Below are 19,909 nucleotides of genomic sequence, written 5' to 3' on the forward strand. Positions count from 1 at the left end.
CAAGCATCGCCGTTCCCTCGGGGGCTGAGGCCGGACACAGTGTGCCCAGTGGGCACGCTGTGCCTGCCGAAGGGCTGCGGCTCAAGCCGCAGCGCCGTCTGCAAGACCGACTGGACTCGCCCGCGTTCAGCGGCGCGAGGCTGGGCGAGGGGCTGCTTCACTCGGCGTCGACGCTGATGCGCACGGCTTCGGCCAGCGAGGTCTTGCCCTCGCGCACCAGCGCCAGGCTGCGGTCGGCCAGCGTCTTGCCCTTCAGCGCCTTGCGCGCGGCGGTCAGGAAGCCGCCGGCATCGCTGTTCTGGATGGCCAGTGCCATGTCGGGGTCCAGCTCCAGCATCTCGTAGATGCCGCGCCGGCCCTGCGTGCCGGTGCCGTTGCACTCCGCGCAGCCGCGGCCCTTGACGCTGGTGACGGGCGCGGTCTCGCCGTTCAACGCCATCACCTGCTCCACCCAGGCCTGCTCCTGCGGCGTGGCGCGGTGCGGCTCGGCGCAGTGCTTGCAGACGCCGCGCAGCAGCCGCTGGGCCAGCACGGCCTGCAGCGAGGTGGCCACCATGAAGGGCGGGGCGCCCATGTCCAGCAGGCGGAAGGGCGTGGAGACGGTGTCCTTGGTGTGCAGCGTGCTCAGCAGCAAATGGCCGGTGATGGCGGCGCGCAGGCCGATCTCGGCGGTCTCGGCGTCGCGCATTTCGCCGACGAGGATGACGTCCGGGTCCTGGCGCAGCGCGGCGCGCAGCACGCGGGCGAAGTCGAGCTCGATCTTGTCGTTGACCTGCACCTGCGTCAGGCCGGGCAGGCGGTACTCGACCGGATCTTCCACCGTGATGATCTTCAGCTGCTCGGCGTCGATTTCGGCCAGCGCGGCATAGAGGGTGGACGTCTTGCCCGAGCCGGTCGGGCCGGTGACGAGGATCATTCCCGAGTCGCGCCCCAACAGCTCGCGAAAGCGCTTGAGCATGTCGTCGGGCATGCCGATCTGGTCCAGCCGGCGCAGCGCCGAACCCTGGCCCAGCAAGCGCATGACAACGGATTCGCCGTACTGGCTGGGCATGGTCGAAAGCCGCACGTCGAGCGTGCGGTCGCTCAGGCGCAGCGTGAAGCGGCCGTCCTGCGGCAGGCGCTTCTCGGAGATGTCCAGGCCGGCCATCAGCTTCAGGCGCTGGGCCAGCGCGGGGGCGATGCGCTTGTCGGCCTGCGTCAGCGTCTGCAGAAGGCCGTCGACGCGGTTGCGGATCAGCAGCTCGCCCTCCTGCGGCTCGATGTGCACGTCGGAGGCGCCGGCACGGGTCGCGTCCTCGAACACGCTCTGCAGCAGGCGCACGACGGGCGCGCCTTCCTGGCCGACGCTGGCCTGCAGCGTGCCGAAGTCCACCGCATCGCCGATGTCCCGCTCCAGCGCCTTGGCGAGGCCCGAGATCTCGTCGCTGCGGCGGTAGTGCTTGTCGAAGACGGCGGGCAGCTGGCTGTCGGCTACGACGGCCATGGCCAGGCGGCGCTTCAGGATCTTGGCCAGCTCGTCGAAGCCGAACAGGTCCAGCGGGTCGGCCATGGCCACCAGCAGCGTGTCGCCGCGCTCCTCCAGCACCAGCGCGCGGAAGCGCCGGGCCGGCGTTTCGGGCAGCAGGCGCACAAGGTCGGTCTTGAGCGGGAAAGTCTTGAGGTTGACGAAGGGCGCACGCAGCTGGCGCGCCAGCACATGGGCCAGGGCCTCCTCGGTGATGAGGTTGGCTTCGATGAGGATGCGGCCCAGCTTCTTGCCGGTGGCGCGCTGCAGTTCCAGCGCCTGCGTCAGCTGCTCGGCCGAGATCAGTTGCTGCTCGACGAGCACATCGCCCAGGCGCAGCTTGGGGCGGGGCGCGGCGGCGGTTTCTTCGGTCATGCGTTGCTGGTCGCGTGGACTTCGGCAATGGTGGTCACGCCCTGCAGCACCTTGACGATGCCGTCCTGGCGCAGCGAGCGCATGCCTTCGACGAGGCCGGCGTTGTGCAGCTCCTCGGCGCGGGCGCCGGTCTGGATCATGCGGCGCAGGTTCTTGGAGACGGGCAGCAGCTCGTGCAGGCCGGCGCGGCCCTTGTAGCCGCTGTGGCCGCAGCTGGGGCAGCCGGGGCTCGTGAACTTCATCAGTCGACCGTCCTTGCCGTGGCTCTTGATCCAGTCGGCCATCAAGGCCAGCCGGCTGGGGCGGGTGTCGGTCGCGAAGACGTGCAGATAGTCGTCCAGCAGTTCGCCGAGTTCGGCCTCGGTCAGCGGCTCGCTCGTCTGGCAGGCCGTGCAGCTGCGCCGCACCAGGCGCTGGGCCAGCACGGCCAGCAGCGAGTCGGCGAAGTTGAACGGGTCCATGCCCATGTCCAGCAGCCGCGTGATGGTCTCGGCGGCGCTGTTGGTGTGCAGTGTGGACAGCACCAGGTGGCCGGTGAGGGACGCCTCGATGGCGATCTCGGCGGTCTCCTGGTCGCGAATCTCACCGACCATGATGACGTCGGGGTCGGCGCGCAGGAAGGCGCGCAGCGCCTTGGCAAAGGTCCAGTCGATCTTGGGGTTCACCTGGACCTGGCGCAGGCCGGCCTGGGTGATTTCTATCGGATCCTCGGCCGTCCAGATCTTGCGCCCGATCGTGTTGATGTGGCTGAGCGCCGAGTGCAGCGTGGTCGTCTTGCCCGAGCCGGTGGGGCCCACGCACAGCACCATGCCGTAGGGCCGGGCGACGGCGGCCAGCAAAGCGTCCTTGTTGGCCACCGTGAGGCCCAGGCGCTCCAGCGGGATGGGCCGGCTGCTGGCCAGGATGCGCATCACGACGTCCTCCAGCCCGTTGTTCGTCGGGATGGTGGCCACGCGCAGTTCGAGCTTGTGCTGCGACGAGAAGCGCGAGAAGTTGATCTTGCCGTCCTGCGGCTTGCGGCGCTCGGAGATGTCGAGGTCGCACATGATCTTGATGCGCGCGATCATGGCGTTGCGGTAGGTGGGCGGCAGCTCGAGGTAGGGCTGCAGCACACCGTCGCGGCGGAAGCGGATCTTGAGCTTCTCGCGGCCCGGGTAGGTCTCGATGTGGATGTCGGACACGCCCTGGTTGTGCGCCTCGATGATCATCGTGTTGATGAGGCGCACGAGGCTGTTGTCGCTCTGCTCGATGGGCGATTCGTCTTCCTTGGCCGTGCGCTCGCTGCTGTCGCGCTCCAGGCTCTCCATGAGCTTGTTGGAGCTTTCGAGCGAGAAGTCGGGCTGGAAGTCGGGAAGGGCGTCCACGTTGCCGCGTGGCAGCGCCTCGGCGCCGAAGCGGTCGTAGGTGCTCGGGACAGCGAACTGCAGCGTGCCCAGCTTGGTCAGCGTGGGCACGACCTTGAGCTGGGTGATGAACTCGACCTCGTCGATGGCCTCGCGCCGCGTCGGGTCTTCCATCGCCACGACGAGGCGGCCATCGCGCAGCACCAGCGGCAGCATCTCCAGGCGCTTGGCAACGGCAAAGGGCAGCTTGCGCACGGCGTCAGGCTCGATGGCGAAGCGCTCCACGTCGACGATGGGGTAGCCCATCTTGCGCGCCAGGGCCGACTGAAGCTGGCCCCGGCTGATGACGCCCTTGCGCACCAGCAGCTCGCCGAGCGGCACGGAGCGGTCGTCGCGCTGCTGCACGAGGGCGAGCTCCAACTGCTCGGCCGTGACGAGGTCCAGCGCCAGCAGCGCCTCGCCGATGCGCACCATGGGCATCTTGGCCTGCTGCTCGATGGCCTTCAGCAGCTGCTCGGCGCTGACGATGTGCTGCTCGACGAGGATGTCGCCCACGCGCTTCTGGCGCAGGCCGGTCTGCTCGACCGCTGCGGCCGCGAGCTGCTCCTGCGTGACGAGCTGGTCCTTCAGCAGCAGGTCGCCGATGCGCTCGCCGATCTCGAAATGCGCCAGCACCTCGCGCGGGATGAAGACGCGGCGCACCGAGTCGTCGGTGTCCGACAGCGGCGGGAAGAGGAAGAGGCCGAGCTTGTCGTGCTGGTGGCCGATGGTGACGCCCTTCAACTCGTCGCCGCCGTTGAAGACGACGCGGAAGTCGCTGCGCGGGCGCTGGTCGACGCTGAGCGGCGCGTTCACATCGCTCTCTTCGCGCGGCGGCACGGCAATGGCGCGCATCAGCTTGACGGCGCGGAACTGGCTGAACTTCAGCGGCATGCTGTTGCGCGCCGGCGGCACAGTGATGCGCACGATGCGGTCGCTGGCATCCACCGCCAGCAGCTGGCCGACGCTGCGGCTGTTGTTCAGGCCGAGGATCTCGCAGGCCTCGGCGCCTTTTTGCACCTGGGGCTGCGGATAGGCCGCGTAGGGCGGGCAGGGCCAGAGGAAACCCGAGGCCGGGCCGGCGGTGGCCTCGGCGTCGTCAGGGGTCCAGGGCAGGGGCTCGGACGGGTCTGTCATGGATGCGGGTGCTGCGGGTGCGAGCCATTATGGAGGCCTGGAGGCGCGTAACAGCGCCACAAAAACAGGGCGCTGCGGCAGCATTCCGGACAATCAAGGCATGAACATCCTGCTCACCGGCTTCGAGCCTTTCGGCGGCGAGACCATCAACCCGGCCTGGGAGGTGGCGCGCGCACTGCACAACCAGGTCATGGGCGACGCGACCGTGCACGCGCGCTGCCTGCCCACCAGCTTCGGCGAAGCGCCAGGCGAACTTGCGCAGGCGCTGGCCGCGCTGCGGCCCGGCCTCGTCATCGCGCTGGGCCAGGCCAGCGGCCGCAGCGAGATTTCCATCGAGCGCGTGGCCGTCAACCTCATCGACGCCCGCATCGCCGACAACGCCGGCCGGCGTCCGCAGGATGTACCGGTGCGCGCCGAGGCCCCGGCGGCCTACTTCTCGACGCTGCCCATCAAGGCCATGCGCGACTCGCTGCGCGCCGCAGGCCATCCGGCCGGGCTGTCGCTGTCGGCCGGTGCCTTCGTCTGCAACCAGCTGTTCTTCGAGCTGCAGCACCAGCTCGCCGGGCGAGGCGTGCGCAGCGGCTTCATCCATCTGCCGGCCCTGCCCGAGCAGGCGGCGCGCGTGCAGCCGGCGGTGCCCAGCATGGGGTTGGCGGCGCAGATCGATGCGATTCGTCTCGCCATCGCCGTGGCGATGGGGGGCGAGGACGGCGGCGGGCCGGACGAAGGCGCGCCGACCAGTTGAGCTACTCGTCCGTGTACTTGCGCCAGCGCGCGCTGGCTTTGCGCATCAGCTCCACCTGCCGGTAGAAGCGTCGGCAGTTGCCGCAGACCCGGTGATGCAGGCGCAGCGACAGCCGTTCGGCCAGGGGCACGTTGCGGTCTTCGGCTTCCAGCGTGATCTGCGTGGCTTCCCTGCAGGTGATGTTCAGCTTGATCAAGTCGCCCCTCCAGCGAACCAGCCCATCTGCAGGCATTCCCTCAGCCTCAGCCGAGCCCGGTGCAGCATGACCCACAGATTGGTCGGCGTGATCAACAGTTCCTTACAGATCTCATCGGATTCCAGCTCCAGCCATTCGCGCATCATGAACAGCCGCCCCTGCTGGCCGGGCAGTTTCTCCATGCACGCCTCCAGCACCTTCATGAAGTCGACCTGCCGGAGCGAATCCTCCGGGTTGCCCCAGTCGTGCTGGGTCTCGCGCCAGTGGCCATCGCTGGAGAACAGCAGGTCGTCCAGGTCCTCGCCCTCGTCGCTGGCCGCCGTCGTCGACAGCTCGCGGCTGTTTTTGCGAATCTGGTCGATCAGCTTGTGCTTGAGGATGCCGATGAGCCAGGTCTTGAGCTGGCTGTTGCCCGCAAATGACTGCGGCTTCTCTAGCGCGGCCAGCAGCGCCTCGGACACCGCGTCCTCGGCCCAGGCCGGGTTGCGCAGCTGCAGGCGTGCGTATTTCAGCAGCACGGGACGCAGGGCTTCGAGCTGGCGGCAATAGTCGGGCGGGGCGGTCATGGCGGCGCGCAGTGTAAGGAGTAGGCGATGTCTTGCGACTTCAATCTCGCCGCCGGATGATCGGCCGCCTTTCACCTCCCAACCTTTTGGAGACCTGTCTCATGAAGAACCAAGCCCTCGTGTCCTCGGCCCTGGCCGCCGCCCTGTCCCTCGGTCTCGTCGCCCAGGCTCAAGCCCAGGACAAGGCCGCCAAGGAAAAGTGCTACGGCATTGCCAAGGCCGGCCAGAACGACTGCGCCAGCGCCAACGGCAGCCACTCCTGCGCCGGCCAAGCCAAGGCCGACAAGGATGCCAATGAATGGAAGTACGTCGCCAAGGGCGCGTGCGAGAAGGAAGGCGGCTCGACCAAGGCACCCGCCAAGAAGTAAGCGCGGCATGCCAGGAGCCTGTCGGGCTTTGGGTCGGGTGCGCGCCGGGGTGAGTTGCGGGGCGAGGCAAGGCGCCGACGAGGCGTGGGATCCATCTCCCACAACGAGTCGGCAACGCCGAATCGCCCCGCAAATCACCCCGGCCCTTCGGGTTGGGCGTGCAAGGGGGCTGATCCGTCGTTGCAAATGCTCGCTGGGCATCGCGCCCAGCTCTGCTTTGCGCCTAGGCTGAGCCCCCTTGCAGGCCCAACGCGCACCCGACCCAAAGCCCGACAGGCTCCTAGACCCCTGCGTCGGCATAGGCTGGCGCCAGCCTCACTACGAGACCTTGCTGGCCGGGCGCCCCGCGCTCGGCTTCATCGAGGTCCATTCGGAGAATTTCTTCGCCGACGGCGGCATCACGCTGGCGGTGCTGGAGGCGGGCCGCGAGGCCTACGAGCTCAGCTTGCACGGCGTCGGCCTGGCGCTGGGCTCGGCAGCCGGCCTGGACGGCTGGCACCTGGAGCGGCTCGCCCGCCTTGTCGAGCGCGTGCAGCCGCGCTGGGTGTCCGACCACGCCTGTTTCGCCCGCGTGGGCTCCGGCCTGCATGCGGCCGACCTGCTGCCCATTCCTTTCAACGACCAATCACTGTCATTGATGTCGACTCATGTCGACGAGGTGCAGCAGCGCCTGGGCCGCCCCATGCTTGTCGAGAACATCAGCGCCTATGTCGGCTGGGCCGGTGACACGCTGGCTGAGCCTGAGTTCTTCAACGAGCTGACACGGCGCAGTGGCTGCGGCCTGCTGCTGGACGTCAACAACCTGTTCGTCAATGCGCGCAACGCCGGTTTGGCTCCTCAAGAGGCCGCGCAGGAGGCCATGCGCTGGGTCGATGCGATCCGGCCCGGCAGCGTCGGCGAGATTCACCTGGCCGGGCATTGCGATCTGGCCAGCGGCCTCGTCATCGACGACCACGGCAGTCGCGTGCGCGATGAGGTCTGGCGGGTCTACGCGCACGCCATCGCGCGACTCGGCGCCGTACCGACGCTGATCGAGTGGGACACGGCGGTGCCCGCGCTGGACGTGCTGCTGGACGAGGCCGAGCGGGCGAGGGCGGTCCAGCGATGAAGGCCGATCAACAAGCCCTGGTCGACGCGCTGCTGGGTCGCGGCGCCGCACCCCTGGGCCTGACCGGCGCCGAGCGCGGCCTCGCGGCCTACCGCAACAATCTGATGGCCTTGTCCGCCCAAGCCCTGGCCGTGCCCTTCGGAAGGCTGCGCGAGGCGCTGGGCGAGGACGAGTTCGCCGCGCTGGCCTGGACGTTCTGGCGCGCGCAACCGCCCCAACGCGGCGACCTGGCGCAGTGGGGCGGGGCGCTTGCAGGCTTTCTCATCGAGCGTGCCGGCGAGGCGTCCGGCCTGCCTGACCTGGCGCGGCTGGACTGGGCCTCGCATCAGGCCGAGCGCGCGGCCGACGCCGAACTGGACGCCTCATCGCTGGCGCTGCTGGGCACGACAGCGCCCGATCAGCTGTGGCTGCGTCTGCGCCCTGGCGTCGCCTTGATTGCCCAGAACAACGGCTCGGTGCTGGTCTGGCGCGAGGGCTGGGCTGCGAGATCGCAGGCCATGTCTCCCGGAGAGGCGGCCTTCATGCAGGCCCTGCTGGACGAAGTGAATCTTGCCGACGCGCTGGTGAAAGGTTCCGGCGCGCTGGGCGACTTTGACTTCGGCGTGTGGCTGCAAGCCGCGCTGCAACATGCCTGGCTGCAAGGGGTCAGGTCAACACCCCTTCCCTGAACACCCCGGACGACACCATGAAATCTCTGACCTCTGCCGCACTGCGCGCCTTTACCGACCCCGGCCTGCAGCCGACTCGCCTGCCGGCACCGCTCGACACAGTGGTCAGCCACCTTCAGTCGCTGGCCCTGCTGGCCGCGCGGCTCTACGTGGCCAAGATTTTCTTCATGTCCGGCCTGGTCAAGTTGCGCGACTGGTCATCCACGTTGGCACTGTTCAACGACTATTACCAGGTTCCGCTGCTTCCGCCGGCGCTGGCGGCGTACGCGGGCACGGCCGGCGAGCTGGCGATACCGGTGTTGCTCGTGCTCGGCCTGGCGGGGCGCTTCGCCGGGGCAGGGCTGTTTGTCGTCAACTTGATGGCGGCGCTTTCGCTGCCGGCGGAAGACCTTTCGGCCGCCGGCGAGGCGCAGCACATTCTCTGGGGCGTATTGGCCTTGGTGATCGCCCTGTGGGGGTCGGGCCGCTGGTCCGTCGACCGCATGGTGCTGAACCCCGCGACCGGCCGGGCGAATTGAAACTTTGCACGATGTAAGCAGGCGCCACATTTGGAAACGGCCTGGTAGCAGGGTTGGCCCTAATCTCGCGGAAAGTTAGCAATGGCCGGCCATGGAGTTTTCAGAGCTTTTCACCCAGAGCGCGCGCGACGTGCTGCCGCATGCCAGAAGGAAGGGGCTGATCGGCTACTTCGACTGTCGCGGACCGCGCATCGAGCTTCATGATCCTGGGCCCTACCTGCGCGCCGGCATCCATCGGATATTGCTCGGCATCGTCGACTGCTTCGAGTCGGGTTTCGTCATGTTCAGCGCGGAAGTCGAGCCACCGGTCTTTGGCCGCAGCAGCATCGTCATCCACGCCGCCGGCACGGGGGCGCATCGCCCATCCGATGTCGTGGGCGTGCTTCAGCGCCTGCAGTTGCTGGCCGAGGATGCCGACGTGGGCCAGGGGCTCGTTGCGCGAGCGCAGGCACCTTGTCCGGCCACAGCAGGCTTGGTCCAGTTCGTCGATGCAGGACTGGACGGGCTGGTCATCTCACTGAGCGGTGAAGTAGCGGCGGAGGAAATGCCGTTTGAACACGCACCGGACGCCGCCGGCTCGGTGGCGTGGCTGGTCAGCCCTCTGCCCGGCGCACTGGACTCGGTCGAGACGAGACTGAGGCACCTGGGCTGGCACGTGGTGTCGTTCGAGCGGCTGGACGAGGCCGCGGCGGCGATATCGGTTGCTCCGGCACCGATGCTGATGATCGCTGCTGAGCACGGTGGCCAGGATCTGCCTCAGCTCGAGCAGATCGCCCAGGCCCTGCCCAGCCTCTGGCCCGTGCTTGCCGTGGTCTCTGGCTCCGACACCCTGCGCTTTCGGCGCCAGTGTTCCGTCGACATCCGTGTGCTGCCGTTCAGCCCGCTGGAGCTGGAGTGCTTCACCGCGCATGTCGACACCCGGACGTCGACTGCCCTTTCGCGGCTGACATCGCCCGCCCCGCTGTACGTCCAGGAGAGCCGACGCGTGCTCGTCGTCGACGACAACGTCGTCAACCAGATCGTCGCGCGGGGTCAGCTCGAGGCCCTGGGCTACGAGGTGGTGGTGGCCGGCGACGGGATCGAGGCGCTCGACTCCTGCTGTGACGAGCCGCCAGACATGGTGCTGATGGACGTGGACATGCCGGTCATGGACGGGCTCGAAGCCAGCGAGCATCTGCGGTCCTTGCAGCGCGTCGGCAACTTGCCGCCGTTCCCCATCGTTGCCGCCACTGCCGGCGACACGGATCTGCGGCGCAATGCCTGCCTGAGGGCCGGCATGGATGGCTTCCTCGGGGTGATCTCGGTTTAGGTGCACAGACTGGGGTTAAGGGCCGCGGGTATTCCCGTAATTGTTTCCCGTCTCGGGCGTCACAAACGCGTTAGGTAGTCTCCTGCGCCAGGCCTGACAACGCCCGGGCCGTGAGGAGACGAGGTTGCCCAGTTTTCACTTGCGGTTCGTCGGCCGGGATGTTCTTCCCAAGACTCTGTCCGCGCGCGACGTTGAAGAGTCGTTTGGCCTTAGCGCTGACGACCTCCTCGAACTCAAAAACGGGTTTCGGGGCAACGCCCGCATCGGCGCCGCCTATCAGCTGGTGGTGCTGCGAGCCACAGGCCGCTCCCCTGATGCGCTGACCGGCATCCCGAAGGCGCTTCTCGCCTACATGACCTCAGCCATGGGCATGCGGGCGACGGACATCGCCTCACTCGCTTCCTTGTACAAGGACGCTCACACCAGCGGTCAGCACAAGGAATGGGCCAGAACTCGCGCTGGCTTCCAGCTTGTCGACGACGACGTCAAGGCTACCCTGCTCGACTCGCTGCACCAACTGTCGGCTACTGCGATCTCAGTCGACGACCTGGTCAAGCAAGGCGAGATGTGGCTCTACGAGAAGCGGCGAGTCTTGCCCAGCGACCGCGTGATCCGAGACCTCGGGCGCGAGGCCTTCGCAGCCCATGAAGCCGCAGCGATTCAGGCCGTGCTGACCGGCGTGCCGGCCGCCAACCGCAGCGCCGCGATACGGGAGCTGTTTACCAAGCGACCCGGCCCCGGCAGCGTCACCATCCTCGAATGGCTGCGCACCCCGCCTGGCAAGCACGGCCGCGCCACGCTCAAAGAGATCATCGAGAAGATCCAGTGCGTCAAGAAATGGGACACCGAACAGTGGAAGCTCGACGGTGTGCCACTGGCCCGGCTACGGGCCTATAGCCAGGAGGTGGTCGCTCGCGCGCCGTCCGACACCAAGCGCCTCAGTGAACAGCAACAGGCCTTGCAGCTGTGCGCTTTCATCTACGTCACGCTGCTCGACCTGAACGACATGGCCACCGATGTCGGTGGCCGCTGCGCCGTCGACCTCAATCGCAAGGCCTCCGGCCGAGTGATGCAAAAGCAAGCCGGCACGGCCGTCGACCTTCGTGCCGAACGTGTGAAGGTCAAGTCCATCCTCTACGACGGCCAGCTCAAGGACAAGGAGATCGTCGCCGCCCTGCGCGAGTTGATGCCGAAGGATGAGCCGGATTTCTCCGGCACCCGGGCATCGCTGATCCGCGAATCCCTCGTGAACGACGATGCGCCGCGCGTCACCGCGCTGTTGAACTCGCTGTCCATCCTGAACATCCGCGGAGCCGACGACGAGAAGGCGATGCAGCAGCTTCAAATGCTGAAGTCTCTCAACGAGCGCGGCGCTACCACCCTGCCCGACGACTTCGACCTGTCGATGGCCGATCCTTCGTGGCACAACCTGCTGGCGGACCCCGATCGCAAGAAGGCACTGGCCGCCCTCAGGGCATGTGCGATGAATTCCATCCGCAAAGGCGTCAACGCCGGCAAGCTCTGGATCGCCCATAGCACCAAGCACCAGAGCAAGGAGCAGCAACTGATCCCGCCCAAGGAATGGGAAGAAAACTCCAAATCCCTGATCCGAGCGCTGAGCTTGACCGATGACCCGGACAAGTACCTGGAGCGCGTTCTCGCCCGCCTGAACGAATGTATCAAGCAGCTTGGCGAGTCGATCAGGAATGGCATCGTCACCGTCGACAACAAGGGGGAGATGCATATCGACCCCATCCAGGCGCTGGAGGTCGAGCCGGAGGTCACGCGGACGCGTGACACCATGTTCCAGCAAATTGGCAACCAGCAGTTCGCCGAAATGCTTGTCGAGGTCGACGCAAAAACCGGGTTGAGCGAGGTCCTGTTGGGCCGCCGGGCAAAGACCTTGGACGAACTCAAGGCGCTGTACGGCGCGTTGTTCGCGCATGGCACCGAGAACACTGCCAAGGGAGTGTGCGCCATGATCCCGGGCCTGCAGGTGCCCCAGATCACGGCGGCCATGCGGGCGATGGAAGCCCGAGGCCGGCTGCGCGATGGCAACAACGTCGTCGTCGAGTTCCAGCAGTCCTTCCCCATCGCTTCACTGTGGGGCAGCGGCGAGAAGGCCTCGGCGGACGCCATGACCTTGGATACATCGCGCCACCTGCACAGTGCACGGGTCGAGCATCGGCGCAAGACGCACGGCATCGGCATCTACGTCCACATGAGCGACACATGGAGCCTCTTCTACGACCAGCCCATCGTCCTCAATGATCGCCAGGCCGGCAGCGCCGTGCACGGTGCTGAGGCGTACAACGTCTCCCGCCGGGAGGACCAGATCCGACTCCAACTGCTGGCGGTGGATACCCACGGATACACCAATGCAGCGATGTCGATCTCCAAGCTGCTTGGGTTCGATCTGTGCGTTCGGTTGCAGCGCTTGTCTGAGCGCAAGATCTATTTGCCCTGGGGCACCCAGGTGCCCGAAGACCTGGAGCGGCTGAACGTCGGCAAGGTGTCGTTGAAGAAGATCCGTGAGGGTTGGGACGGACTGCTGCGACTGATCGCCTCGATCCGCCAAGGCAAGCTGACCGCCCGGGAGGCGCTCTCGCGGCTCGGCAGCGCGGCCAAAGGCGACCCGGTGCATGCGGCCGCCGACGAACTGGGCAAACTGCTGCGCACTATCTTCCTCTGCGACTACTTCACCAACCCGGAGTTCCGGCGGGAGATGCATGCGTTGCTGAACCGTGGCGAGTCGGTTCACTTCTTGGCGCGCGCCGTCTATCACGGCCGCATCGGCGTCACGCGCGCTCGCCGCAGCGATGAGCTGATGGCTATCTCCGGCGCCCACACGCTGCTCACCAACATCGTCATCGCCTGGAACACCATGAAGATGCAGGAGGTGGTCGACACGTGGCGCGCGAGGAAGGAGCCGACCGAGGACGCTTGGATTCGGCGCATGGGTCCGGTGCACTTCGAACACATCAACTTTCGGGGGATCATCTCGTTCAACTTCGACCCCTTTGCGGACGCGCTGTTGGCCAAGGAGTCGAAGAGGCGCGCCCGCGCCGCCGCCTAGGGGCGCCTCGGCGGTCAGCCAAGGCCTTTGCCGAGATCAGTCCCAGGTCGTGTCGGTTGCCTGCTCGTGCAGCGACGCCTCGAGGAGGCAGTTGCAGCTACCTGCGGTGCGGAACAGCTCGTCCAAGAGTTCCAACATGGTGTCGTCCAGCGCACCTCGGTCATGGAAAGGCACTCGAAGCTCAAAACGTCTGCCATCCCGGTCGATCTGCCGCACGCCGTACTTCTTGAGGTGCACTGCTTCGATCTGCTGCTGCACGCGCTCCGTGCCCTTGCGCGAGCCGCCCGGCTTGGTCAGGAGCATTCGCAGGTGAACGACGGCGACCTGCTCGGACGGCGCGGGTTCTGCGGGCGCCGGTGCTGTTGTGACTGGAGCCGCAGGCGCCGACTTCGCGAGGCCCTGTTCGAACTTCGCCTTGAACTTGTCCTGGGACGCGTCGATGTAGCGCATGGCGGTGCCAACATCACGCCAGCCCACGTGCTCCATCAGTTCCTTCACATCCCAGCCGCTGGACGTCGCCCAGTTCGCGAAGCCACGCCGCATCGAGTGACTCGAATAGGCGCTGGCCGCATCGACGCCGGCGTCTTCCAGGATCCGGCGCAGCAGCGGAATCACGGCCTGAGGTTGCATCGCGCTGTCCGAGACGTTGCCCCACATGTCGATGGCCGGGTACACGGGGCCCGATTTCAGTCCGCTGGCTTGGATCCAGTCGACGTACGCATCAACCGGGCAAAGCCGTGACAAAGCTGGGCACGTGAACTCGCGGTCTTCCCCTTCCGCTACCGTCTTCGTGCGCCGGGGCCGCCAGGTCCAGCCGACGCCGCGCCTGGCCTGCACCTCCTCGATGCGCATGTTGGTGAGCTCGTCGGCGCGAAATGCGCGCCAGAAGCCCAGCAGCAACAGCGAACGGTCGCGAGCGCGGCGCAGCACCTCAGTCTTGCGGCCAAGTTCGCCGGCCGTCGCCTGGGACGCCAACAGCCAGTCTGACACCTGCTCCAGGATCTTGAGTTCCAGGGGCTTGGCCCGTTTCTGGGGCGTGGCGTGCTTGACCCGAACCCCCTTGAAGACCCGCTGGACCAGCGCAGACCGCGTCGGATCGGGGAACCCGTGGTCGGCGTGCCACCGGGACAGCGCGGCCAGGCGCTGCCGCAGTGTGCTGATGCTCAGCGTCGTGGCGTGTTCGGCCAGGTAGCGGGCGACGCTGTCGCTGGTGGCCGGCAGCAGGCCTTTCCACGTCGTCTCGAAATGCTTGAGGGCATTGGCATAGCTGCGGACCGTGTTTTCTCGGTCCGCGGCAAGAACGTAGTCCTCGATGGCGCCAGGGCCGGTCACCCGAGACGCACGCCCAGTTGCAGCTCCGGGTGCAGCAGCGACTTCGACGTGTCCTGCAGCGCGATCACCTGCCCGGCTGTCGCGCCGCTAAGGCCGTCGAGTTCGGCCGCCTTGAACAGGACTTGGAGCGCGCGAAGTTGATGCATCGGCTGGCTGAAGAGACGTCTGCAAAGGTAGGTCGTGATGATAGAGATTTGCAACACACAAGCCCAGGAGCGGCGCCTGCATGCGCGTCGCTATACCGCGACGGGTTGAAGGATCGCATGTGAGGGGCGCCAGGGCCGAAACGCGCCTGGCCCGCGAGGTGCGAAGCCGGGCTTGCAGCTCCCGCTGCAGCCCGGTGCCCGATCACTGACCGCCGCTGTGCTCTCCCCGCGGCGACCCGTGCGATCCCCGCAGTGGCTCCAACTGCCTGAACGGCTGGTAGTCAACGATGCCGAAATGCTTCTTGAGCTCCATGCGCATCATCTCGATGTCCGAGATCTGGCTGTGCCACATACCCTGACATTCGCGCCGGAGTTCGTCGTGCATCAGATCCGTCCCGGTCATGCAGGCGTTGACGGGTTCCATCAGGGTGTAGTGGTGCCGGCTCAGCACTTCGTAGAACGAGTGGTTGAAGTCCGCGCCGGGTTGTGCGCGCTCCAGGATGGCGATCTGGCCCATGTTTTCTGGGCGGACCCTGGGCTGGTATCGGATGCCGTACCAGTCGCGCAGGAACCCCTGCAGGGTCAGGATCTCTTCCCGTTGCATGCGGTTGTTGCGCCGGGCCATGGACTTGAGGTCGTCGAGCGTCGCCTTGGCTTGCGTCGCCGGGAAGCCCATGGTCGGTGAGGTGCCGTCCTGTGGGCTGATGTCGGCACTGCGCTGAACGTCCGTGCCAGCGGCCAGCTCAGTGATCCGCAAGGCGGCGAAATGGTGGTCGATGGCCATCTGCATGAACTCGACTTCGAACCGGGCCGTCAGTCCCTGACCGGGACCCTCAGCCAAGACAGGGGTCGTCAAGGCGGCAGCGGCCAGCGCCACCAGTGAGGCGGTGAATTTCATCGGAATCTCCAAGGATGGCCCGCGCATCTGCGCGGGCGGTTGAATGGAAAGAGTGCTCAGGCAGCCATCTGGCGGCACTCGGAGGCACAACGTCGGCACGCCTCGGCACAAGCCTGGCAATGCGAGTGCTCGTGCTTGGCGCATTCCTCAGCGCACGCGTCGCACACCTGGGCGCACAGCTGGCACACGCTCTTGGCGAACTGACTGCCTCGCGCCATGAAGCCGGCAGCCAAACGGCAGATTGCCGCGCAGTCCATATCGAGCGCGATACACCGCGCCATCATCTTGACGTCCTGCTCTCGCAGGCACGCCGTAGCGCAGTGATCGCAGGCGTCGGCGCATTCATTGCAAGCCTTGACGCAGGATTCGTGGGTCTGTTGCATAGGTTTCTCCATCATGAGGTCGAGGGTCTATGGCGCCGCCGTGGTTGGCAGCGCCTGCTTCGTGCGAAGAACCCTAGGACCTTGGCGGATGCCTGGGTGGTGGCCACACGACAGACACGTAGGCGGTGGAGTACCTGGGCGACCAGACCGATGCAGATCCTTCCGGGGCCCAAGCAACATCTCCGTCGACGACGCCAGGGACGAACATCAAATGGCAAGGTCCGCTGTGCTGCAGCGGCGTTGCCCCCTCGTCCATGGCGTGGTCCTCACCGCCGATGCGCTCCGAGTGGTGGCCCATGCCGAGTCCGAGCACCTCGTGCGCGGCGCAATCAGCCTCACACGTGATCGCTGCAAAAGACGCTGGCAAGTAAGTTGCCAAGACGAGCGCAATCAGTACCCGCTGCACGCCCAGTTGCAGTAAAACGTGCAAACCGTGGCCCGCCAATCGCGTCATCTGGGTTGCGTGCCCAGAAAGCGCCAACCACATTCGCAGAGCACCGAGCTTCGGGGGCACAGCCACAGCTCGCCTGCAGAGGCTGCCTGCGCCGTACGCCGACCGTAGAAGCTGTCCAGTCATCCCGGGGTTTGCTCGTCTGATAAGTCGCTGCAAAGAGGCCGCGCAGGCCACAGTCCGCGAGTTGGGCAATCGGTATTCCGCCTCTTGCTACCGGCTTGGCCGCTGTGGATTCCGGGAAGACCTGGCAGCGCTCCACCGCCGCGTCACGCCGTTGGCAGTCAGCGCATCAGACAGTTCCTACGTCGCAGCAGCACTTCCAGCACTTCGGTGCGTGTGACCCTGACTCCTAGCATTGGCGGAGTTCACGCCAACCGCGTGAACCGCGTGACGCGCGCATCCGGCGCCGCGCTGCGCTCACTCGAAACAACCGGACCGGCGACCCATGCTGATTCAGCCGATCGACTACTTCCTTGTTGTCTGGTTCGTTCTGGCCGGTGCATCCACGCTCTACGTAGCGTTCGACCAGTTCCGCAACAACCCCGAGCCGACCGTCATGCGGTGGGGTTTCATCCTCGTCACGCTGTACATGGGTCCCTTCGGCCTGTTGCTGTACGTGATGGCGGACAAGGAGCCCCGGCCTGGCACGCACGAAACCTTCGTGGCCCCTCTATGGCGACAGGGTGTCGGATCGACGATCCACTGCGTCGCCGGAGACGCCACCGGCATCATCCTCGCCGCCGTCATCACCGCCGCCCTTGGCTTGCCGATGTGGGTGGACCTCATCGTCGAGTACGTCGCCGGCTTTGCATTTGGCCTCTTCATCTTCCAGTCGCTCTTCATGAAAAGCATGATGGGCGGCACCTACTGGGAGAACGTCCGCAAGAGCTTCGTCCCTGAGTTCATCAGCATGAATTTCATGATGGCCGGGATGGCGCCAGTCATGAGCCTGCTGATGATGGGCCGCGACATGCGCGCGATGGAGCCGACCGAGCTGCTGTTCTGGGGCGTCATGTCCCTGGGCGTGATGGCCGGCTTTGCCTTGGCCTACCCGGTCAACGTCTGGATGGTCGCCCAGAAGATGAAGCACGGCCTGATGACCGAGCGCAAGCCTGGCAGCCGGTTCGAGGTGGGCGAGAAGGCCGGCGAGAGTGCGAGCAAGAAAGTCGAGCACGAGGGCCACTCTGCCCATGGGCACCAGGGCGCCATGCCCGCCCACGCGGCTCACGACGCTGCGAGCGCCGCTCCTGCGCCGCACTCGGCCGATCACGGTCACTCGGGCGCGCCCGCCATGGCCATGGCCGAGGCTGACAAGCCGCACGACGGCGCAGATAAAAGCAAGCCTGCTGGCGAGCATGCGGGCATGAAGCACGGCGGTGGCCAGCACGGCGGTGGCCAGCATGGCGGGCACGACGGCGGCATGTCCAGCGACTTGACCCGCCCGCAGCTCGCGGCGGTGGGCGGGATCTCCGTGTTGCTGCTCCTCACCGGCATGGCGGCTCCAGCGAACTTCGTCAACATGAGCCTCAGTGCGCGCGACGTGGGCGGCGCCATCATGCCGCCGGGCATGATCATGGACCGCGACACGCCGGGCGAAGCGATGCGCGACATGGCCGCTGTGCCGCCGCGCTTCGTGACGGCAACCTACGGACTCGACAAGCGCGGTGACCAGGAGCTCACGCCTCGCATCGAGAACGGCGTCAAGGTCTTCGACCTGGAGACCTCCGTTATCCGCTGGCAGATCCTGCCGAACGTCTCGATGGAGGCCTTCGCCTTCAACGGCCAAGTCCCGGGCCCGCGACTGCGCTTCAAGCAGGGGGACCGGGTGCGCATCAACGTCACCAACCGCTTGCCCGAGTCGACCACCGTGCATTGGCACGGCCTGGTGCTCCCCAACGTCATGGACGGCCCGGCGCACGTCACGCAAAAGCCCATCGAGAACGGCGAGCTCTACCGCTACGAGTTCACTGCCGTCCAGTCCGGCACCTACTTCTATCACTCGCACGACCACGTGGACCGGCAGCAGGGGCTGGGTCTGTACGGTGCGCTCATCATCGACCCGGCAACTCCCAAGGACGAGATCCCCGCGGACCACGAGTACACCCTGATGCTGCAGGAGTGGCTCAAGCGCGAAGGGCTGACCTACCCGGCGATGCCGATGGAAGGTGGCATGCCGAACTACTTCACCATCAATGGGCGCGCCTACCCGGAGACCGACACGATCAAGATGAAGGTCGGCGAGACGCTCAAAGTGCGCTTCATCGGCTCGAACAGCGGCTTCATCCACCCGATGCACATCCACGGCGGCCCCTTCGTCGTGGTGGCTCGGGACGGCGAAACCCTACCGCCCGCCGCCCGCTACAAGGCCGACACCGTCAACGTCGGTCCTGGCCAGCGCTACGACGTGATCTGGACCGCGCTCAAGCCGGGCAAGTGGATGATCCATTGCCACATCTCCCACCACACCACGAACAACAACGTGGAAACCAAAGGCGGTGGCGGTTTGATGATGCACATCGACGTCGAAGGCAATCCCGCAAGCTGAGCATCCCGGCCAGGCTGCGCAGCAGGTTCCTGGCCAAGTTTTTCCACCCCCCCAGGAGAGCACCATGAACCCGACCCGCCGTTGTACCCGCCTTGCCGTCGGCCTGAGCGTTTCAGTTCTCGCAGCCCTGTCCGCTGGCGGCGCCAGCGCACAGAGCACCGCCTCACCGGCGGCATCCGCCAGCGCATCGATGGACAAGCCCATGACGGGCTCGCACGCCGACGCGGCCAAGGAGATGCACAGCACCATGATGAGCGGCATGGAGAGCATGAAGAACATGCCGATGAGCGGTGACCTCGACAAGGACTTCGCGATGATGATGAAGATGCACCACCAGCAGGCCATCGCGATGGCCAAGCCCGAAGCCGAGCATGGCAAGTCGCCGGAACTGAAGGCGATGGCGCGCAAGATCATCAAGGATCAGACCAAGGAAATCGCGCAGCTCGACGCGTGGATGAAAAAGCATCCGTGACGCTGGGGCCGGCGCCGTGAGCGCCGGCCAGGACCACGTCGCTGTCAAAATCAGCTCCGCGCTCGCAACGATTGGGGTGCGCTGGCGCTGTCTCCCGAGACACGAGTCAGAGTCGCCGTCCGACCAAACTTACGCTGCCAGACCACGCAAAGTAAAGCGCAAATTCTGAGTGGCGCCGAGCTTTCCGTAAAACGCTGCAACGGGCTCCTCAGTTGATGAGCAAAGCCACTTTATGGAGCTGCAAGTGATGGAGTGAGATCTTCGCTTTGACCTCCCCACCGGCACCCGACGCTGGCTCGGTGATGGCGCAGACCAGCGTCACTTCCCCATCTTCGAAGCGCGACTCTGTCTTGCTACCTTCTTTGCAGTCAATAGCCGCGCCATTGAGCGTGACCAAGCGAAGCGACACCAGGCTGTCGTCGTGGCTTCCGAGGAAATGTGCCTGAAAGCGAACTGTCCTACCGCCGGGCGCACGCGCAGGTAGCGCACACACGGCCTCCGCTTCCTCGTCATTCAAGACCGTGCTCTGACACTCGGGGGCAGGATGAAGCTCCGAAGCACCGGCCACCGGGGCCGTCAAAGCTGCGAGCAGCAGCAGCGCCAGGCGACTTGATGGGCTGAATGCATGGTCCTTGAGCATATGCAGATGGTGCTGGTGGCTCATGACACTGCCATGGCATCGTTGCGGAAGGCCGGGCGTTGCCGACAAATCCCAAGAATCAAATTT

General features: G+C 66.2%; 18 protein-coding genes. 9 read left to right on the top strand and 9 right to left on the bottom strand.

The window, feature by feature from the left end:
- Nucleotides 1-157: 157 nt before the first annotated feature.
- Together AC0IZJ_RS02690 and AC0IZJ_RS02695 are read right to left on the bottom strand one after the other, a co-directional pair.
- Nucleotides 158-1,879: a GspE/PulE family protein gene (locus tag AC0IZJ_RS02690; protein ID WP_471846390.1), complete on the bottom strand. Its 1,722-nt coding sequence runs from the start codon at nucleotides 1,877-1,879 to the stop codon at nucleotides 158-160.
- Nucleotides 1,876-4,398: a GspE/PulE family protein gene (locus tag AC0IZJ_RS02695; protein ID WP_471846392.1), complete on the bottom strand. Its 2,523-nt coding sequence runs from the start codon at nucleotides 4,396-4,398 to the stop codon at nucleotides 1,876-1,878. The genes AC0IZJ_RS02690 and AC0IZJ_RS02695 overlap by 4 nt, the downstream gene beginning before the upstream one ends.
- A gap of 100 nt (nucleotides 4,399-4,498) precedes the next feature.
- On the opposite strand from AC0IZJ_RS02695, the gene pcp reads away from it, so the two are divergent.
- The gene (gene pcp, locus AC0IZJ_RS02700) at nucleotides 4,499-5,143 is read left to right on the top strand and encodes a pyroglutamyl-peptidase I (protein ID WP_471846394.1); all 645 of its coding nucleotides are present in this window, start codon (nucleotides 4,499-4,501) and stop codon (nucleotides 5,141-5,143) included.
- A 1-nt stretch (nucleotide 5,144) separates the two neighbouring features.
- Here the strand turns inward: pcp and AC0IZJ_RS02705 are convergent, their stop codons facing one another.
- Together AC0IZJ_RS02705 and AC0IZJ_RS02710 are read right to left on the bottom strand one after the other, a co-directional pair.
- Nucleotides 5,145-5,339: an anti-sigma factor family protein gene (locus tag AC0IZJ_RS02705; protein ID WP_471846397.1), complete on the bottom strand. Its 195-nt coding sequence runs from the start codon at nucleotides 5,337-5,339 to the stop codon at nucleotides 5,145-5,147.
- Entirely contained in the window at nucleotides 5,336-5,905 is a 570-nt protein-coding gene (locus AC0IZJ_RS02710; RefSeq protein WP_471846399.1) for a sigma-70 family RNA polymerase sigma factor, read from the bottom strand. Before AC0IZJ_RS02710 ends, AC0IZJ_RS02705 begins: the two co-directional genes overlap by 4 nt.
- 101 nt (nucleotides 5,906-6,006) lie before the next feature.
- Between AC0IZJ_RS02710 and AC0IZJ_RS02715 the strand changes: the two genes are divergently transcribed.
- The 6 genes from AC0IZJ_RS02715 (at nucleotide 6,007) to AC0IZJ_RS02740 (ending at nucleotide 12,952) form a co-directional block, all read left to right on the top strand.
- Nucleotides 6,007-6,273 carry a BufA1 family periplasmic bufferin-type metallophore gene (locus AC0IZJ_RS02715; protein ID WP_471846401.1) on the top strand — a complete coding sequence of 89 codons (267 nt, stop codon included), beginning with the start codon at nucleotides 6,007-6,009 and terminating at the stop codon, nucleotides 6,271-6,273.
- Nucleotides 6,274-6,511: 238 nt separating this feature from the next.
- Nucleotides 6,512-7,381: an MNIO family bufferin maturase gene (gene bufB / locus AC0IZJ_RS02720; RefSeq protein ID WP_471846403.1), complete on the top strand. Its 870-nt coding sequence runs from the start codon at nucleotides 6,512-6,514 to the stop codon at nucleotides 7,379-7,381.
- Nucleotides 7,378-8,049, top strand: a complete 672-nt coding sequence (locus tag AC0IZJ_RS02725) for an HvfC/BufC N-terminal domain-containing protein (protein ID WP_471846405.1) — start codon at nucleotides 7,378-7,380, stop codon at nucleotides 8,047-8,049. Before bufB ends, AC0IZJ_RS02725 begins: the two co-directional genes overlap by 4 nt.
- Nucleotides 8,050-8,066: 17 nt before the next feature.
- The gene (locus AC0IZJ_RS02730) at nucleotides 8,067-8,567 is read left to right on the top strand and encodes a DoxX family protein (RefSeq protein WP_471846407.1); all 501 of its coding nucleotides are present in this window, start codon (nucleotides 8,067-8,069) and stop codon (nucleotides 8,565-8,567) included.
- Nucleotides 8,568-8,658: 91 nt separating this feature from the next.
- Nucleotides 8,659-9,876 carry a response regulator gene (locus AC0IZJ_RS02735; protein WP_471846409.1) on the top strand — a complete coding sequence of 406 codons (1,218 nt, stop codon included), beginning with the start codon at nucleotides 8,659-8,661 and terminating at the stop codon, nucleotides 9,874-9,876.
- A gap of 124 nt (nucleotides 9,877-10,000) precedes the next feature.
- Entirely contained in the window at nucleotides 10,001-12,952 is a 2,952-nt protein-coding gene (locus AC0IZJ_RS02740; RefSeq protein WP_471846411.1) for a Tn3 family transposase, read from the top strand.
- A 36-nt stretch (nucleotides 12,953-12,988) separates the two neighbouring features.
- Here AC0IZJ_RS02740 and AC0IZJ_RS02745 read toward each other — a convergent pair whose 3' ends face one another.
- The 4 genes from AC0IZJ_RS02745 to AC0IZJ_RS02760 form a co-directional block, all read right to left on the bottom strand.
- Complete coding sequence (locus tag AC0IZJ_RS02745; protein WP_471846413.1) at nucleotides 12,989-14,284, bottom strand: tyrosine-type recombinase/integrase; 1,296 nt, start codon at nucleotides 14,282-14,284, stop codon at nucleotides 12,989-12,991.
- On the bottom strand, nucleotides 14,281-14,430 hold the full coding sequence (locus AC0IZJ_RS02750; RefSeq protein WP_471846415.1) for a hypothetical protein: 150 nt from the start codon (nucleotides 14,428-14,430) through the stop codon (nucleotides 14,281-14,283). The genes AC0IZJ_RS02745 and AC0IZJ_RS02750 overlap by 4 nt, the downstream gene beginning before the upstream one ends.
- Before the next feature lie 202 nt (nucleotides 14,431-14,632).
- Complete coding sequence (locus AC0IZJ_RS02755) at nucleotides 14,633-15,328, bottom strand: DUF305 domain-containing protein (protein WP_471846417.1); 696 nt, start codon at nucleotides 15,326-15,328, stop codon at nucleotides 14,633-14,635.
- Between the two features lie 56 nt (nucleotides 15,329-15,384).
- Nucleotides 15,385-15,711: a four-helix bundle copper-binding protein gene (locus tag AC0IZJ_RS02760; protein WP_471846419.1), complete on the bottom strand. Its 327-nt coding sequence runs from the start codon at nucleotides 15,709-15,711 to the stop codon at nucleotides 15,385-15,387.
- A gap of 899 nt (nucleotides 15,712-16,610) precedes the next feature.
- Between AC0IZJ_RS02760 and AC0IZJ_RS02765 the strand changes: the two genes are divergently transcribed.
- Entirely contained in the window at nucleotides 16,611-18,710 is a 2,100-nt protein-coding gene (locus AC0IZJ_RS02765; RefSeq protein WP_471846421.1) for a multicopper oxidase domain-containing protein, read from the top strand.
- Between the two features lie 64 nt (nucleotides 18,711-18,774).
- Nucleotides 18,775-19,182 carry a DUF305 domain-containing protein gene (locus AC0IZJ_RS02770; RefSeq protein ID WP_471846424.1) on the top strand — a complete coding sequence of 136 codons (408 nt, stop codon included), beginning with the start codon at nucleotides 18,775-18,777 and terminating at the stop codon, nucleotides 19,180-19,182.
- A 208-nt stretch (nucleotides 19,183-19,390) separates the two neighbouring features.
- On the opposite strand, the gene AC0IZJ_RS02775 is transcribed toward AC0IZJ_RS02770, so the two are convergent.
- The gene (locus tag AC0IZJ_RS02775; RefSeq protein WP_471846426.1) at nucleotides 19,391-19,846 is read right to left on the bottom strand and encodes a hypothetical protein; all 456 of its coding nucleotides are present in this window, start codon (nucleotides 19,844-19,846) and stop codon (nucleotides 19,391-19,393) included.
- Nucleotides 19,847-19,909 lie beyond the last annotated feature (63 nt).

Source organism: Roseateles sp. AC306, assembly GCF_979253795.1.

What these genes read in the sequence shown, in the direction of transcription:
- AC0IZJ_RS02690 (WP_471846390.1), bottom strand. Translation starts at nt 1,879, where the DNA reads ATGACCGAAGAAACCGCCGCCGCGCCCCGCCCCAAGCTGCGCCTGGGC.
- AC0IZJ_RS02695 (WP_471846392.1), bottom strand. Translation starts at nt 4,398, where the DNA reads ATGACAGACCCGTCCGAGCCCCTGCCCTGGACCCCTGACGACGCCGAG.
- pcp (WP_471846394.1), top strand. Translation starts at nt 4,499, where the DNA reads ATGAACATCCTGCTCACCGGCTTCGAGCCTTTCGGCGGCGAGACCATC.
- AC0IZJ_RS02710 (WP_471846399.1), bottom strand. Translation starts at nt 5,905, where the DNA reads ATGACCGCCCCGCCCGACTATTGCCGCCAGCTCGAAGCCCTGCGTCCC.
- AC0IZJ_RS02715 (WP_471846401.1), top strand. Translation starts at nt 6,007, where the DNA reads ATGAAGAACCAAGCCCTCGTGTCCTCGGCCCTGGCCGCCGCCCTGTCC.
- AC0IZJ_RS02725 (WP_471846405.1), top strand. Translation starts at nt 7,378, where the DNA reads ATGAAGGCCGATCAACAAGCCCTGGTCGACGCGCTGCTGGGTCGCGGC.
- AC0IZJ_RS02730 (WP_471846407.1), top strand. Translation starts at nt 8,067, where the DNA reads ATGAAATCTCTGACCTCTGCCGCACTGCGCGCCTTTACCGACCCCGGC.
- AC0IZJ_RS02735 (WP_471846409.1), top strand. Translation starts at nt 8,659, where the DNA reads ATGGAGTTTTCAGAGCTTTTCACCCAGAGCGCGCGCGACGTGCTGCCG.
- AC0IZJ_RS02750 (WP_471846415.1), bottom strand. Translation starts at nt 14,430, where the DNA reads ATGCATCAACTTCGCGCGCTCCAAGTCCTGTTCAAGGCGGCCGAACTC.
- AC0IZJ_RS02755 (WP_471846417.1), bottom strand. Translation starts at nt 15,328, where the DNA reads ATGAAATTCACCGCCTCACTGGTGGCGCTGGCCGCTGCCGCCTTGACG.
- AC0IZJ_RS02760 (WP_471846419.1), bottom strand. Translation starts at nt 15,711, where the DNA reads ATGCAACAGACCCACGAATCCTGCGTCAAGGCTTGCAATGAATGCGCC.
- AC0IZJ_RS02765 (WP_471846421.1), top strand. Translation starts at nt 16,611, where the DNA reads ATGCTGATTCAGCCGATCGACTACTTCCTTGTTGTCTGGTTCGTTCTG.
- AC0IZJ_RS02770 (WP_471846424.1), top strand. Translation starts at nt 18,775, where the DNA reads ATGAACCCGACCCGCCGTTGTACCCGCCTTGCCGTCGGCCTGAGCGTT.
- AC0IZJ_RS02775 (WP_471846426.1), bottom strand. Translation starts at nt 19,846, where the DNA reads ATGAGCCACCAGCACCATCTGCATATGCTCAAGGACCATGCATTCAGC.